The following is a 15,332-nucleotide window of genomic DNA, read 5'->3' on the forward strand; positions in this document are numbered from 1 at the left end:
ACATTATACATTATACATTATACATTATACATTATACATTATACATTATACATTATACATTATACATTATACATTATACATTATACATTATACATTATACATTATACATTATAAAAACCTTCTATCATTCATTTCAAATTAAGAAATCACAGATACCGGCTTTTTAAATATCCGTTGTATAGCTTTGTGATGATTAAAAATGGGAACTATGATTACAGGATTATATGAAACGCATGTTCAGGTAAGTAATTTGGAAAACGCAGTAGAATTTTATACAACAATATTAGGATTACAATTAGCGCACAGAGATGAGACAAGACCTATCGCTTTTTTGTGGATTGGAGAGGAAAAGAAGTTCATGTTGGGATTATGGGAACAAAAAGAGAACCTTCAAACCAGACATTTTGCATTTACGGGCGATAAAGAAGATATCCTGAATTATTCTGTGGAATTTTTAGAAAACAAAGATTTACAACCCTATAATTTTTTAAAGAACGGCACCGTTCAGCCAATGGTTTTTGCATGGATGCCGGCACTGGCTATTTATTTTAATGATCCGGATGGCAACCAGCTTGAGTTTATTTCAATTCTGGAAGGTGAAGGAAAGCCAGAGCTGGGAGTACTTACCTATGAAGAATGGATGAATCTTCAATAAATCCGGTATAAATCCTGAAATCCTTTATATAAATATACTAATGATTTTCTGGCAGCTCTTCTAACGGACTCCGGCAAGCCCTTTGGGCTTGCCGGAACTATATAGTAAATCTTAATCGACCTGATTCACCATCTTTTTCACTGCCAGAACATGTTTACAGGGACCTCTCTCCCCCTGGTATTTACTGAACCATTCACAGGTACAGCGTTCTTTTTTATCTTCAATAATGACCGTGTGATGAACACCCGTTCCTTCCACTCTGGCCTCAGTTCTTTCTTGAGTATGATGTAAGATTTCAACTTTCCTTTCTTCAATGAGCTTTTCAGCATTTTTCAGACGGGGATTTAGTCCTGCAATACGGCTCAGTTTAAATGGCAATTTCCGGTAAAAAAATCCATTATCATCCAGATCATAGCCCAGCATTCCCATTGCGGCCAGCCTGCCTGTAAGATCAGCAACCTTTTTCAGGCTGACATTTTCTTCCAGTGCCAGAACTGTTGTATTAAAGGATTGATTGGCATAAGCATATTTATCCAATGCATCTATCCATTCATCAGCAACATCATTAATTAAATTCTCTAATACAGCTCCTTCTCCGGAAAACCCACGCCAGCTTTCTCTTGATAACGAAAAACTGAATTTTATATTCCCCATATAAAGCTGCCATGTGGTAGACTGCATATTGGGGTGGGCAAAAACCTTCATATGATCTATATAAGGAAGAAGAGGCTCAAGCAGCCGAAGCCTGTGAATACCTCCCACACAAACAGCGTCCATAGATTTCACAGGAGAAAACATGGGTTTATTTCCTCTTACGATAAGATAGTAGTCTGATTTCACTATTCCTTTCGGCATTCCTCTAAACAGCTGCTGTGTCTGAATTTTATTGAATGTATGCAGCCTTTCTGATTTGGATAAATAAACCTGAACGGTTCCCAATCCATTGATCCATTTTAAAGGCAGCGGAACTTTCCTTTCCACTACTTTTGTCTCTTCTTTATAGAGGCCAACTTCTTTTTCACCTACAGAAAGTACAATACTTTCATTAGGACGAATGCTTCCTAACGCATTAATCATAGGCTGGTTAAAATCCACATTTGTAGTACCACTTTCCAGAAACTCTCCATCCAATCCCTCAGGCAGAACATCTATACGTGCATACACTCCGGCACAGTGTGAAAATCCTTCAAAACGTAATCTTTCATTCCCGGCAGTCACAATAGGATCTTTAAGCAATGCCATTTGAAATGGAGAAAGATTAAAGCTGGACTTTACAATATTGGAAAGACTAATCAGACATCGGGCCAGGATAAATGGCTGTCTCACATTACCCCAGAAAAAACAGGGGGCATCAGTATTCTTCTGAATCTCGCTATATTTTGCAAGAAACAGTTCTTCCAGCGCTCCCTTTTTTACCAAAGATGATGATCTGGAATAGTTGTAAATAAGCGTATCTTCCATAAATTTATTTTTTAAGAAGAAGATTGCAGATTTTTTTCAGGCTTGAGTTTTCTTTCCAGTCGTTTAATTTTTGTTGTACCTCTTCATTAGCTTCCGACTGGTTTAAAGCTATGACTTCATGGTAAACCTCCAATAATTTTTTCAAATTAGTGACAGGCTCTTCCATTTGAAGTAATATATTTGATATTAATTCTTCTAATGCGTGATTGTGATTTTTACTGACATTCAGCATATGGTGCTGCATAAGATCAGTAAGCCTTTTAACAGGCGCCCATTCCAGTTTTTCATGCAGGCCGATTACTTTTCCTAACCGTGCATTATTGATCATTTGATGGGAAACATGTTCCAGCCATATTTCGGCAGCAATACCCCTGATTGTTTTATCGCCATCAAGGAAAATAGTTCCCAGAAAGAGATATCCCATTTCGTCCAAAGGTTTTTTGATCTGATAAAGGGTTTTGGCAGTATTCAGAACCAGATTTCTTTCATACACTTCTGCCAATCCTGAATAGAACAGGCATATTTTAATAACTCTGGCAAGAATATTGGCCTGGGCATTCGGGAAACTCCACATAAAAGCAGGGATTTCAGAAAAATCCTTTTGTTCCGCAATGAAATACTCCATAAGGAGCTGATCTTTTTTCTTTTCAAAGCGGTATTTGGGAATGCTGATGTTCAATTCAACAGGATAATATGAATTCTTATTACTGTCTATTGTTTTCCATTCATACATTCCGGAAAAAAACTCCTTAGGGATATTTTCATATCCGAATTTTTTAAATTCCTCAAAAGTAACATCCTGAGACCGTGTGATTCCGGCAGTCATCCACCAGGCAGGATGTTCAAATTTCCCTTTTGGAGTTTTATGTTTTCCAAACAAGAACAACAGAAGATCTTTATATTCTCCTTTCAGATTTTTCTCAGCCAGTGACACTGCTTCAGAAACATGGTCTAATCCACATCGTTGTAAAGCTAGCTGCACATCCAGCGGATTAGGCTCAATATTTTTATTTTGGTAGGTTTCAAATCTTTCCACCAGCTTCACCGGAGAAATCCAACAAGGTGTATGGGTTACCGTAGACAGCAACGGAGTTGTATCACCTGACCGGATTTTATGGTAAGCATCAATGGCAATTTCCTTGAACACTTTCATAGCAAGACCTCCTACTCCAACTCCTTCTATTGGGCCTATTTTTTTATAATAGCTTGAATAGGCTTCTCTTGAAACTTCATTCTCACGGGTTTTAGCATATATTTTTTCCAGGTTTTTCAGTTCGTCTGGGAATTTTTCCAATAAGCTTAATCCATAATTAATAACCAGGTTACAGAGGATCACATTAAAATAAGGGACCTCCCATTTCGCGATCGTTTTACAAGCTTTCAGAAATACAGGTTCTATTAATATTACAGATTCTGTATCCACCTCATCAGCAAAACGGATGAGCCCGGCCAATGCAATATCATAATAATAGCTTTCCGGATTTTCTATTGCCAAAGGAAGAAGGAACATTAAATCTTCAAAGCTTTGAGGCTCTTCAACCTCATTTTCTTTGGTAATTAATGTTAATCTTTCAGTCGTAATATTCTCCAGCTCGTGCGGTGTATCTTCAATATATTTTGCTAAAACAGGGCGTATATTAGCCAGTATATTATCTGAATAATGAGAAAGTGATTCTTTTATATTTTCAGAAACAGGAATATATTTTATAATAATCTTTGATGCTTTAGACTGTATCCCGTCATCCTTACTTACAAATGCTGTGCTTAAAGCCATTCCCAACATCTCCGGATTAATTCTTCTTCTCTGGAAAATTTTTTCCGTTAGGATAAGACTGGAGGCCACTACAGTTTTAACTTCAGAACTCAATAAATTAGGAAGATAATGGGAAAATTCATCTATTTTAAATTCAGGATTCTGAATAATTTTTTTCAAATGCACCAATATGGTGTTGATTGCTTTGGATTGGGCAGATGTTAACCCTGCCAATAATTCATTCTGAAGCTCTACAAGCTCTTCATCTGTTGGTTTTAATGCAGTAAATGCATCCATAAACCAACCCGTAACATTTTTATTAAAATTTCTGTTGGAAGCCAGAAGACATTCTCTCAAAAATCTTTTCCTGTCAATTTTCTTTTCTGCTACCAGCTTTTGAATGATAGGAAACCATTCCTTATGAAATGGTAATGATTTAGAAGGATATTCACACAAATACCAAAAATGGGTTTTCAATGTTTCAGGATGCTTATCCAGGTTTTTGGGATAATTACACAAATGATATCCCAGAAGTTCAGGCTTAGGCTGTATATATCCTTTCTCAGTCCATTCTAAAACATGCAGATAGTTAAATGTTGTAAATTCTGCCTCTACAGACTCATTGATAAAGTCTGAAAACCAGTCCGGGCATCCCCACTCCAGTATTTTCTCAGTCTGCTCTATATTTCGGAAAAGGTTCCAATAATTTTTACCGAAATTTTTCTGATCCATACAGGCAAGCGATGCAATATCTACAATAGAGTGCTGGTCTGCAGAGCCTGCAGTATGGTAGGAGTTTTTAGTCATGACGATCTTATTGATCTCCCTGTCCATTTTTTTTATCGTCGGTACAAGTGCTTTTCTTTCGTCAATAGAAAGCTGTTTCAAAAAAGGTACGATCTCATGTATTTTTCCCTCGTTAAGGATCTCATAAAGTCTTTCTTTCATGTGTTTTAATTTGATGAATAATTTTTTTCAGGTTATTTTCTCTTTCCCAATTCTGGAGCTTCTCAGCAATAGCTTCGTCCGCTTCAGATTGGTTCAGGTTTAGTAGTTCATAATAAAGCTCAAGGATTTTTTTCAGATTAAAAACAGGTTTTTCAATGGCTGCCAGGGTGGAAATCAGCAGTTTCTCAAAAAGCTGATTATGTCTGGAACTCAAATTGATACATCCAGCCAGTCCATCTGTCAGTCTTTTAACCGGAGCCAATTCAAAGTTGATATTTTTACCGATTAACATTCCCAGTTCCCGGGCATCAAAATCCTTTGAAAACGCCCTATTTATCAGTACTTCAAAAGCCATACCAGAGAATATTCTATCTTTATTCAGCAAGCCGGCAGATAGAAATAAATAATGTATGGGCTGAAAAGGTAAATTCAGCTTCATCCATGCATCAAGGAATTCTATATTTCCCTTAATATCATACTGATACACAGCATTGGACAAAGTTTCATTATATTTTTTGGCGAAAACAGAGCCTGAAAAATAGGGAGCTGTATATACAATACCAATCAGGTCATCATGATAAACGCCATGATAAGAATTGAATAAATAATCTAAAAGAGTTGAATCCTCCGTAATTTCTTTCCGGTTTTCAATACTTACCAATACTTGAGGAATTTCCTCTGTATTATTCCATTTATAGACTTTTCTGCGGCTTAGCTTCCAATCAAAATTACCATCAAGATAGGCATCCTCATACCTGTCTGTAAAATAATCCCCGTTGAAAACAGGTTTCAGAAAATTAAAATATTCTGCATCGAGCTGCTCTTTTGCATAGTGTTCAGCCTGTTTCAGGTTTTCTTTTTTCACCCTAAGGACAGCCATTTGCAGGTCGAAAGCCATAGGCCGTTCATCCTGATCCTGGTATATCTTTATTTTATCTATCAGCGTAAAAGCAGAAACCCAACAAGGGGTATGATCCGGAACTGAAAGAAGCGGAAGTTTCTTTCCTTCTTTTAACCCTTCGAAAATATCTAAAAAAAACTGTTGATAGGCCCTGAGAATTAAAGGAGTTCTTTTCTCACCCCAATTTTCCAATCGGGGAAACTCTAAACGGGCTTCCAGCAGAACATCAGAGGTTTTCTTTTGCTTTAGCAAGCCATAATTGATAAAAAACGTAGCTAATAAATGACGTAACCCTGATGTTCCTTTTAATTTATAGGCTGCTTTAAATGCGGGCTCAAGCTGATTAAAATGATCTTCTTCAAGTTCATTATTAAACCTCATCAAAGTTGCCAGAAACTGGTCGATGTGATAGGTTTCTTTATTATTGAACACCCGGGAAGCCAAAAATATAAAATCTTCGACTGTTTCTATAGTTGCTATTGGCTGTGGTACATACCACAAATTACTTATAAAATTCTGTTCTTCAGAATGTACAGGTTTTTCTTCATCAATCAGAAACTGTCCTAATAACGTATGGGTATCTGAAAGAAAATTCTCTTTATACCCTCTCAGTTCTTCTTTTATAGTATCAGATTCCGGGTTACCATATTTAGCAATAATTTTGGCTCCTCTCGTCTGTATCGCTTTATCTTTATTCAAAAATACGGGCATCATGAGAATACAGATCTTTTCTCTGAGCTCTTTATTGCTTTTTGCAATCTTTTCCAAGATCATCAGTACTCCATTTAAAACACTCTTTGTAGAAAGTGTTAACAGGCGTTCTACAGCATCTAAAAATGCTTCTGTTTTAAATTCTTTTTCTGTAATAACAGGATTTAAAGCCTTAAGTATTCCCGGAAATAATGAGTGTTGTGTAGAATGAAAAATTAGAAACAGCTCTTCCTGTAATTTCAAGATTTCGTTGTCTGCAGGCTCAAGATAAGCGAAAAGCTCCAAAAACCATGTGTTATGTTCTTTTGAAAAGTTAAAGTGAATAGCCTTCAGACTTGATTTTAAAACCCTGTTGCGGTCAATCTTATCTTTTTGAACAAGATTTTTTAGCAGGTCCTTCCAGTTTCTTTCGCCATAATGTTCCGTAATACAGGATTCATATTCAAATAAAAACCAGATATGCTTTTTCAGGGTAACAGGATAGGTGCATAGTTCGTCTTCTGAGAGAGATGATGTAAGCAGGGATGCGCATATTTCATTATCAACGGTAAGATAACCTTTTTGCTCCCATTCCAGCATTTTTAAATATCCAGTTTCTCTTAAAAATGAATAGCTTTCACCAATCCATTCGGGAACATAGGATTCAAATAATTCATCAATAAGTTCTACCGGCATAGAATAATATCCGGGACTTAGATTTTCGTATTCATTTTTGGTTTTACAGCACGCCAAAGCCGCCAACACAGAAATACTATTGTGCCCCCATTCTTTGTTTATAAATTTCTTTAAAAGAGCGGCAATTTCTTTTTTGTCTTTCGGTGTAAGCTTCTTCAGAAAAGGAACAATTTCCTTAATTTTATAGTTTAAGTATATGGCTTTAAACCCCTCCTCAATAAGCATAAATTCATTCTTGGCAGCTAAAATAACAAAAAATGCCTGACACGCAGTAAATTATCCCATAAAAGTGATTTTTTTAACAAAATATTAAGTTAATAAAAGCCATAGTATCACATATTTTAACTATTACACTAAAATCCCATAGTAAAGATATATGTTTAGAAAAGATCCATATATCTTACTTTTTCAACTTTAAATTAAACTACAGGGGATTTTATATAATACAGGGGATTTAAAAAACAGGCTTACATATATTTAAAAAGCAGAGTTCCGAAAGGATACTAATCTTGTCAGAGGCATTACATTTTAAAAGTTCTTTCAACTTCGGTTAAGCCAATTTTTGCCAGATGCCTGTATATTGTTGGCAGAGTAAGATTTCTTTTTTCAGCAATTTCAAAAGGAGGCATACCTTCATCAAATAATTGGAATGTAATCAGGTGGGTGGGCTTTTTTACAACAAGTACAGAGGTATCCATTTCATTTATTTTATCAAATAAAGGAACATCCAGTAAGCAGCATTCTTTCAGCCTTTGAATATAGTCTCCAAGATCAGACAGGAATATTTTAGTTTCTTCATTATAAGCTTTTAAGCCTTTGGTACCTATCGTTTCAGAGTAAAACTCTTTTAAAGGCAACAGGAAATCTTCAGCCACTCTTTTATAAAAAAAATCAACAGCTCCTTTGCATTTTTCTTCAATTTCGGACCATTGGCTATTTCCTCCCGTAAAGCTTCTGGCCATTTGCCGGATGACCCTTTTAAACCTTTCAGAAATCTTAAAAAGCTTTTCGCTTTCCGTTTTAAAATTTTTTGACAGCAATTCCAGTCTTTTCTGATCTGGTACATCTGCTGACCATGCAGTGCCTGTCCAAGTTATTACAGCATCTTTTATCCATTCTGCATCTATAGTCATCTGTACTTTATGAAGGCTATGGTCATATTTTTCCTGTTCCAGAAGCTCCTCTAAGATATCGTTAGCATTGGTAGATTCCTGAAAATCTTCAATCCTGAGATCTTTAAATATAGCTTTCTGCAGAATTTCAGACTTCAGAACAATTCCTTCCAGTGTACGGCAACGGCTTAATGCTACATACACCTGACCGCTGGCAAAAGATCTTCCGGCATCAATGATCACACGATCAAATGTCAGTCCCTGGCTTTTATGAATGGTAACAGCCCAAGCCAGACGGATGGGATATTGTTCAAAACTACCCACTATTTCTGTTTTGATATTCTTGTCAGCATCAAGACTGTATTTTTTATGTTCCCAAACCTCCCTGGTAAGCGTTATTTCTTCTTTGGTTTCGTGTAATATAGCTTTCACAATCTTATCATCCAGATAAGAGATTTCTGCAAGTTTACCGTTATAAAATTTTTTAGCAGGTGATGAATCATTCCTTATAAACATAATCTGGGCTCCTTCTTTTAACTCCAGAATTTCCTCATTGGGATATTGGGATTCTTTAAAATCACCAATCACCGTAGCTTTATACAAGTGTGAATCCTCAGCGAGCTCAGCCAGTTTTTTCTGATTAATATGATCTGCGATACGATTGTGTGAACACAAATGAATATAGGCTTCATTTTCAGGTTCAAATTCCGGGTTATACCTGGAATTCAGCTGAGCAAGTTTTTGACTGCTGATATCTGCATGCCGGACTGCGTTAAGAATATCGAGAAATTCTTCGTCCTGCTGACGGTAAACTTTCATGAGCTCTACTGTCACCAAAGAGAATTTCTGTAATGCTTTGGCAGAAAAGAAAAACGGAGTTTCATAGAATTGGGATAAGATTTGTGCCGCATCATCCCTCACTACCGGAGGCAGCTGGTATAAGTCCCCAATTAAGAGGAGCTGTATTCCTCCAAATGGTAGCTGATTTCTTCTGACCCGTCTCAGAGAATGATCCATCATATCCAAAAGATCTGCTCTTACCATGGATACTTCATCAATAACGATCAGTTCAATCTCGCGGAAAAGGTCCAGTTTATCTTTTCTGTATTTGAAATGTGGAAAAAGCTCATTGATATTCATTGCCAGGTTAGGATCAATGTGTTCTGTGGTGGGCACAAACGTTCGTGACGGGATAGCAAACAACGAATGAATGGTAACGCCACCGGCATTAATTGCAGCAATTCCCGTTGGGGCCACGATGATATGCTTTTTACGCGTTTTTTTTACAAAATCGTTGAGGAAAGTTGTCTTCCCTGTTCCTGCTTTGCCTGTCAAAAATACGCTTCTGCTGGTATGTTCGAGTAATTCGACGAGTGCCTCCACTGAATAAAAAGTTTTGATCAAAGTTAAATCATAAAAAACGATTCGCAATATTGTCCATAAAAAAACTCCCTTTTTCAAAGGAGCCAATGTTAATGGTATCGTCCGGTTGATGACTGTATTTTAATAGTTTTTCAGGCACCAATGGAGAATCTTTGCAATATTCTTAGCATCATCCACTCCCCGGTGATGGGTACCTTCCAATGTAAGTCCCAATTCACCTAAGGCCCTGTTCATTCCTACACTTTTTCTTATGGTAGGATGAATTTCTCCGAATAAGGTTTTCACATTGATGTGGTCATCACCCATGGGATAATCCAGATAAAATCTCCGTGCCTGATCTTTAAGCATATTCAGGTCGTAGTTTCCATAGCTGGCCCATGTCAATTCTTCGGAATCATACTCTGCTCTCAGGATATCGAATGCATCTTCCAACATGATTCCTTCGTTATCCAGCATGTTCTGGGTAAGGGTTGTAAGTTCCGTACAAAAGGGGCTTACTTTGGAGTATTGCGGCTTTACCAAAATACCTTCATTTTTGGAGATCTTTCCTGTCTTTGCATTCATAATACAAACCCCGATTTCGATGATCTCACTTTCCTGACCTCTTGGTGGACGGTCATTCCAACACGTCGCTTCAAGGTCTACAATTAATATATTTTCTGTTGTTTTCACTTGTTTAATTTTTTTAATTTGTTGTTTAACCACCAAAGGACTTCACAATAAATAGTCATCTGATCTTCTTTATTTGCTGTTGAGACTCCTACGGAATGACCAACTGGATGTATTTTCAAAACATGAGTGTTCTTCTCAACCGTTTCATCGTGACTAAAAAATAACTAAGTGCTTACCTTCTTTTGTGGTTTAGGTTTTATACATAAAAAGCTTCGGTAAAAAATACCGAAACTAGACTTTAACGGTCATCAATTCTTCTTTGATAAAATCAATGACTAATGCATTCAACTTTTTGTTGATTCTTTTCTGCTCTTCTTTTTCAATAGTTGTGAAAACTGCCGGAAAATCTTTTTCAAAATCTTCCAGAATATCCTGAGCAAAAAGACCGATAACTTTCCCTATGATTTTAGGTTCAAATTCACCAACCTTGCTCACTACATTATTCAGCCTGTTGACTGTTGCATACCTTTGTATTTCTTCCCAAATATTTTGAGCTGTTTCACTAAAATGGATTTGTTTTTGAACGGTTTTAGCCTGTTTTTTCACCATTTTAGATTTTTCAATCCATTTTTCATTCTTATTTTTTAGAATGACTCTTGCACCGTTTCCAAAATATTTCGTTTTCAAAGTCTTTACAATAGTTCCTTCACACATATTGTTCATTTCCGGCAATCCTAACCAGGCTGGGATTTTAGAATTGAAAACATTCGGGAACCTCAAAGCTTCTTCTAAAGTACCCTGAAACAACGTTTTAGCATAGAAAAATCCGGTTTCCTCAAAAATTGAATTGATCATTTCTGTATCCAGATAAGTGATTCCGTTTAACTTGATATCGAAAGCATAAAATTCATTGTAAGGGGCATACTCAATACCTTTTTGAACTTTTACAGCATCTTTTACCGGTTCTACATCTTTATGTTTGTAGCCACCACCGAATAATTCACCATAGATCACTATAGTTTCAACATCCGGATATATAGTTTTCACTTTCTGAAACACTTTAATTACATTTTTCCTGTAACGTTCCAACATCTGATGGGCATTGAAAAATTTTTCATCTTTTTCAATAAAAGCAGTTCTCTTCGCGATCTTAATTTCCTTTCCGTCGGTAAAGAATGAGAAATTGGCACCGTGAACTTTTTCCTGTACGATGAAAACCTCATCTCCAAAACCCTGCATCCTGATCTGTTCGATCACGCGGGCCTGGTAAGCATTTTCTATAGCGTTATATGTTTTGAAAATCATTTTTTTAGTTTTTAATAGTTTTAAAATTTTTTAAAAGGCTCATAATATTGTCCTTTCCTACAGGATTCATCGAGTGGCAGTAGAATTTGGGTAAGTCTAAAGAATTATCCATACAAAATTCTATCAGCCATTTAGCACACTCATATCCTGTTTTTTCAGCATATTCAGGCGAACCTGTTTTCAGATAATTTTCATCTGCAAGGTCGTGGTCAAAAGAGATCATTTCCGGAAGTCCTTTTTCCAAAATCCTATTGACAAACTGTTCGTAATTCCGAACGATATGCCAGTCTTTTCTGAGAAAAACATCCTGCTTGGTATAATGATATGCTTGAACAGGATACCTTATATCATCCAGAAATAATAATCTTTTTGTCATTTCCATAGTTTAATCTTTATAACCTCCATTTCCTGCTGCTTCAGTGGTCACAATATCTTCTTATACCATCATATCAGCACAGTTGGAACTTGCGAAAGCAAAAGGTTTTGCTTTGAATACATATCCCATCCCCAGAATATATCCCATCGCATCTTTTAATGCTACATTGGATTTAAAATCAGGATCGGTATTAATATCCGCGTGTACCTCCATTTCCACTCCATAGGTGTCCAATACAGAGCAAATTGTGTAGGCAATTTCCACAGATTTGTTGACTTCATTCAGCATTCTCTCTTTGATACTAATACTCTGTATTTCTCTTTCTTTTCTAATAAAGGTAAACGCTCCTTTTCCTTCACGAATAAATACTACTGCCGTAGCATAATTGACGGCTTCCCCATATACATGAGAATCTGATCCCACACATACTTTCAGACGGTGTCCGTTTGCCAATTCGCGAATGATGGCTTCTTCTACCAGCTGTGTGATAGACTGTTGGAAAATCTTTCCGTTCATATTCTGCCATGTTTGTTGTTGCGTTTCCATTTTTTCTACATATGTTTATTGATAATTAATAAATGATTACTGATTGATGAATAGCCAATAGTGAATTTTAAAACCGGATTGACTATCAGTTTTTTTGCACTCCGAACCAGACCCGAGCCTATACTGTCAGTTTTGGAGACTGAAATGCTGCCATTACAATATCGGAGTGGATGATGTTAATTCATTAGGATTCGAACCTAAACTACAAGAATCAAAATCTTGTGTGCTCAACCGTTACACTATGAATCAGGCTATGAGTAATAAGCAATACCATTACTTATCATTCATGTTTTGTGGAACAGACAGGAATTGAACCTGTACCTTTAGTTTTTCAGACTAACGTGCACACCTTGTACACCACTCTTCCGGCTTTTTATAAGTAATGATTTGTTTTTCAATGATTATTCATTACTTATTTAGGTTTGAGAAAGCTCTGTCTATTTAAAAACTATGCCTGTTAGTATTTGTAAAGATCAACTGCGCTTGACAAACCTTTCTCTTTTCCTAATTTCCATGTGCATGATGACTAGCCAAATGTATTTTCAAACTTGAATTTTCATGGTATTATTGTCATTCAATATTGACCAGTTCATGCATATCTTGTACTCTATAAGGGAATCGAACCCTTATTTTCTGCTCGAAAGGCAGGCGTCCTCACCATTAGACAAATAGAGCAATAAAACCAACTGATCAGGAATCGAACCTAAACAACAAGAGTATATTTCCTGCATGCTGCCATTACATTATCAGCGGTTGTGGAAGTAGTAGGATTCGAACCTACTCAGCAATGAAGCAACAGATTTTAACTCTGCCCTTTTCATTTTTTTAAGGAATCGTTCAATTCATTCCTCATGTCAGTCTACCCCGACTCTCCAACTTCGGCGTACTTCCATTTTCATGAGTAACCAGCAATGAGTTTCATTTTCCAAAGGAGGAAATAAAGTTTGTCTCTATTTTTTTGTTTGATATAAGAACTTCTACGCTCGACAAACTCTTATTTTTTCTCCTGAACTAATCTCATTTTAGTTATTTGAGATGGCTATGGGATTGTTCATAACATTCTTATTTTTTTATTTGAATTCACGAATGTTTCACATTTCAAAACCCACTCAGCATATGCAACGGTTTTGCAGACCGCCCCGACTCTTCCACTTCGGCGAACCATCAGATGATAAATGATGAATGGTAATGGATTGATTTTTACCACTATCATCTCGTTTAGATATTTAAAAACAAGAGCCTGTCATTATTTTTTATTTGATATAAGAACTTCTACGCTCGACAAACTCTTCTTTTTTTTATCAATGGCAATCAGTTTGTGGGAGAAGGAAAAAGTCTGTCTATAATTTTCGTGTTTGGCTTAAAGATCTTCTGCTCTCGACAAACTTTTACTTTTCTCCTGAAACAATTAACATTTTATTATCTGCGATTCTGGAAAGACTCGAACTTTCAACTTCCGGTTTAACAAACCGATGCTCTACCATTGAGCTACAAAATCTTTTGTAATTCCGGAAGGACTCGAACCTTCAACCTTCGGTGTATCAGACCGACACTCTAACCACTTGAGCTACGAAATCATTTTAATACGTGAATAGTAAATAATCAATTCACTTACACAGCAACATTTACCATTACCTTATTCACTTTTTTGTCTGGAAAGCAAGATTCGAACTTGCGACCTCCCACGTCCAAGACGGGTAAACAACCACCGTTATCTTTCCAGTTTTGCAGATTCACTTCAAAATTCTTTTCCGAGAGACAGTCGGAGCTGAAATTTTCCGTGAATCTTTGTGATCCCGAGAGGACTCGAACCTCTAACCCTGGGTTTAGAAAACCCATGCTCTATCCAGTTGAGCTACGGAACCGGTTTGGTAATCTCAGAAGGATTCGAACCTTCAACTCCCGGTTTAAAAGACCGGTGCTCTAACCACTTGAGCTATGAGATTTTATAATTTGGTATCTTCGGGATCGAACCATGTTCTCCGGTTCCACAGACCGGCGCTTTACCAAATAAGCTAAAGAAACCATAAAAAAAGCACCTCTTTTCGGGAGGTGCTTCATATATTCTAACGTAATAGATCATTCACTGACCCACGTATATAAGCACCTTTTATCCACAATTCCACGATCAATAATACACAGAGGAGATATCGGCTCTTGTCCGAATACTCTTGAATATAGATTGAATATGTTATGTAATTGTTTCATTTTATTTTTTGTTTGTTTTTAAATTATTTTTTGAAATCCTGAAAACCTGTTGCTTTCAATTTTCGGTTGCAAAGTAAATATGTTTTTTTGAAACCTGCAAATAAATTTCAAATACAACCCACTGTAAATCAAGTAATTAAGTTATTAATTAAGAATAAGAAATATCTGTCCGCAATGTTTTGCGGATATATTAATTACCTAAATGACTGTCTCTCACCGGGTTGCTTATCACTCTATTTTATCGTATTAAAGTTTCATTGTTAGTTATTAAATTTTCATGTTTATGGTTATTTTTTTTCATTCTAAATAATTTCTGACAAAAAAAACAAAAAACGCCTCGATTTTTCGAGGCGTTTTTGCAGTATTTTGATTAAATTTTTACGAGTTTACAGTAAATAATTTCCAAAGTCAGCACATTTTGCCTCATTCCATATCGTCCATTCATATCCGAACAACCCCTTTGTAGAAGGGCGTCCGCATAGTTCTGCATTGATATGTGCTCTTTGTATTGTCATAATTTTCTGGGGCAAAGATAAATATTTTTTGTAATTATTTTATAGTTTTCACAGGATGGAGTAATAAAACAATCGCTTTAAACACTCTTTTTTGCCACAACTGGCTTTAAAATTTCTACTATTTTTTCAATAGATTTTACATGGAATGTTTTAGGGCTAAAAGAGAATCAA

Annotated in this window: 10 protein-coding genes and 9 tRNA genes; 1 reads left to right on the plus strand and 18 read right to left on the minus strand. The window is 36.2% G+C overall.

What is annotated here, in order from left to right:
- Positions 1–208: 208 nt before the first annotated feature.
- The gene (locus LQV47_RS17575) at positions 209–655 is read left to right on the plus strand and encodes a VOC family protein (protein ID WP_230039255.1); all 447 of its coding nucleotides are present in this window, start codon (positions 209–211) and stop codon (positions 653–655) included.
- Between the two features lie 111 nt (positions 656–766).
- On the opposite strand, the gene LQV47_RS17580 is transcribed toward LQV47_RS17575, so the two are convergent.
- The 18 genes from LQV47_RS17580 to LQV47_RS17665 form a co-directional block, all read right to left on the minus strand.
- On the minus strand, positions 767–2,116 hold the full coding sequence (locus tag LQV47_RS17580; protein WP_230039257.1) for an SWIM zinc finger family protein: 1,350 nt from the start codon (positions 2,114–2,116) through the stop codon (positions 767–769).
- Between the two features lie 4 nt (positions 2,117–2,120).
- A complete protein-coding gene (locus tag LQV47_RS17585) occupies positions 2,121–4,817 on the minus strand; it encodes a DUF6493 family protein (protein WP_230039259.1) in 2,697 nt (898 codons plus the stop codon).
- Positions 4,798–7,329 carry a DUF6493 family protein gene (locus LQV47_RS17590; RefSeq protein WP_230039261.1) on the minus strand — a complete coding sequence of 844 codons (2,532 nt, stop codon included), beginning with the start codon at positions 7,327–7,329 and terminating at the stop codon, positions 4,798–4,800. Before LQV47_RS17590 ends, LQV47_RS17585 begins: the two co-directional genes overlap by 20 nt.
- Positions 7,330–7,625: 296 nt before the next feature.
- Positions 7,626–9,599, minus strand: a complete 1,974-nt coding sequence (locus LQV47_RS17595; RefSeq protein ID WP_230039263.1) for an AAA family ATPase — start codon at positions 9,597–9,599, stop codon at positions 7,626–7,628.
- A 120-nt stretch (positions 9,600–9,719) separates the two neighbouring features.
- On the minus strand, positions 9,720–10,271 hold the full coding sequence (locus tag LQV47_RS17600; RefSeq protein ID WP_230039760.1) for a 3'-5' exonuclease: 552 nt from the start codon (positions 10,269–10,271) through the stop codon (positions 9,720–9,722).
- Positions 10,272–10,502: 231 nt separating this feature from the next.
- Positions 10,503–11,516 (minus strand): RNA ligase, Rnl2 family, encoded by a 1,014-nt coding sequence (locus LQV47_RS17605; protein WP_230039762.1) that lies wholly within the window; start codon positions 11,514–11,516, stop codon positions 10,503–10,505.
- A gap of 4 nt (positions 11,517–11,520) precedes the next feature.
- A complete protein-coding gene (locus tag LQV47_RS17610; RefSeq protein ID WP_354961172.1) occupies positions 11,521–11,892 on the minus strand; it encodes a cyclic-phosphate processing receiver domain-containing protein in 372 nt (123 codons plus the stop codon).
- A gap of 60 nt (positions 11,893–11,952) precedes the next feature.
- Positions 11,953–12,438 (minus strand): ribonuclease H-like YkuK family protein, encoded by a 486-nt coding sequence (locus LQV47_RS17615; protein WP_230039765.1) that lies wholly within the window; start codon positions 12,436–12,438, stop codon positions 11,953–11,955.
- A 176-nt stretch (positions 12,439–12,614) separates the two neighbouring features.
- Positions 12,615–12,687 (minus strand) — tRNA-Gln (locus tag LQV47_RS17620).
- Positions 12,688–12,732: 45 nt separating this feature from the next.
- Positions 12,733–12,805: transfer RNA gene (locus tag LQV47_RS17625), tRNA-Phe, on the minus strand.
- 236 nt (positions 12,806–13,041) lie between these two features.
- A tRNA-Glu gene (locus tag LQV47_RS17630) sits at positions 13,042–13,113 on the minus strand.
- A 751-nt stretch (positions 13,114–13,864) separates the two neighbouring features.
- Positions 13,865–13,936 (minus strand) — tRNA-Asn (locus LQV47_RS17635).
- Positions 13,937–13,941: 5 nt separating this feature from the next.
- A tRNA-Ile gene (locus tag LQV47_RS17640) sits at positions 13,942–14,015 on the minus strand.
- A 74-nt stretch (positions 14,016–14,089) separates the two neighbouring features.
- A tRNA-Pro gene (locus tag LQV47_RS17645) sits at positions 14,090–14,161 on the minus strand.
- A 68-nt stretch (positions 14,162–14,229) separates the two neighbouring features.
- A tRNA-Arg gene (locus LQV47_RS17650) sits at positions 14,230–14,303 on the minus strand.
- A 4-nt stretch (positions 14,304–14,307) separates the two neighbouring features.
- A tRNA-Lys gene (locus tag LQV47_RS17655) sits at positions 14,308–14,384 on the minus strand.
- Between the two features lie 8 nt (positions 14,385–14,392).
- Positions 14,393–14,464, minus strand: a tRNA-His gene (locus LQV47_RS17660).
- 568 nt (positions 14,465–15,032) lie between these two features.
- Positions 15,033–15,161 (minus strand): penicillin-binding protein, encoded by a 129-nt coding sequence (locus LQV47_RS17665; protein ID WP_167449355.1) that lies wholly within the window; start codon positions 15,159–15,161, stop codon positions 15,033–15,035.
- Positions 15,162–15,332 lie beyond the last annotated feature (171 nt).

The sequence above is a fragment of the Chryseobacterium sp. Bi04 genome, assembly GCF_918698085.1.
Classification (GTDB): domain Bacteria; phylum Bacteroidota; class Bacteroidia; order Flavobacteriales; family Weeksellaceae; genus Chryseobacterium.

Excerpts from the sequence above, each read along its gene's own strand:
- LQV47_RS17575 (WP_230039255.1), top strand. The coding sequence starts at position 209 with ATGATTACAGGATTATATGAAACGCATGTTCAGGTAAGTAATTTGGAA.
- LQV47_RS17580 (WP_230039257.1), bottom strand. The coding sequence starts at position 2,116 with ATGGAAGATACGCTTATTTACAACTATTCCAGATCATCATCTTTGGTA.
- LQV47_RS17585 (WP_230039259.1), bottom strand. The coding sequence starts at position 4,817 with ATGAAAGAAAGACTTTATGAGATCCTTAACGAGGGAAAAATACATGAG.
- LQV47_RS17590 (WP_230039261.1), bottom strand. The coding sequence starts at position 7,329 with ATGCTTATTGAGGAGGGGTTTAAAGCCATATACTTAAACTATAAAATT.
- LQV47_RS17605 (WP_230039762.1), bottom strand. The coding sequence starts at position 11,516 with ATGATTTTCAAAACATATAACGCTATAGAAAATGCTTACCAGGCCCGC.
- LQV47_RS17610 (WP_354961172.1), bottom strand. The coding sequence starts at position 11,892 with ATGACAAAAAGATTATTATTTCTGGATGATATAAGGTATCCTGTTCAA.
- LQV47_RS17615 (WP_230039765.1), bottom strand. The coding sequence starts at position 12,438 with ATGGAAACGCAACAACAAACATGGCAGAATATGAACGGAAAGATTTTC.
- LQV47_RS17665 (WP_167449355.1), bottom strand. The coding sequence starts at position 15,161 with ATGACAATACAAAGAGCACATATCAATGCAGAACTATGCGGACGCCCT.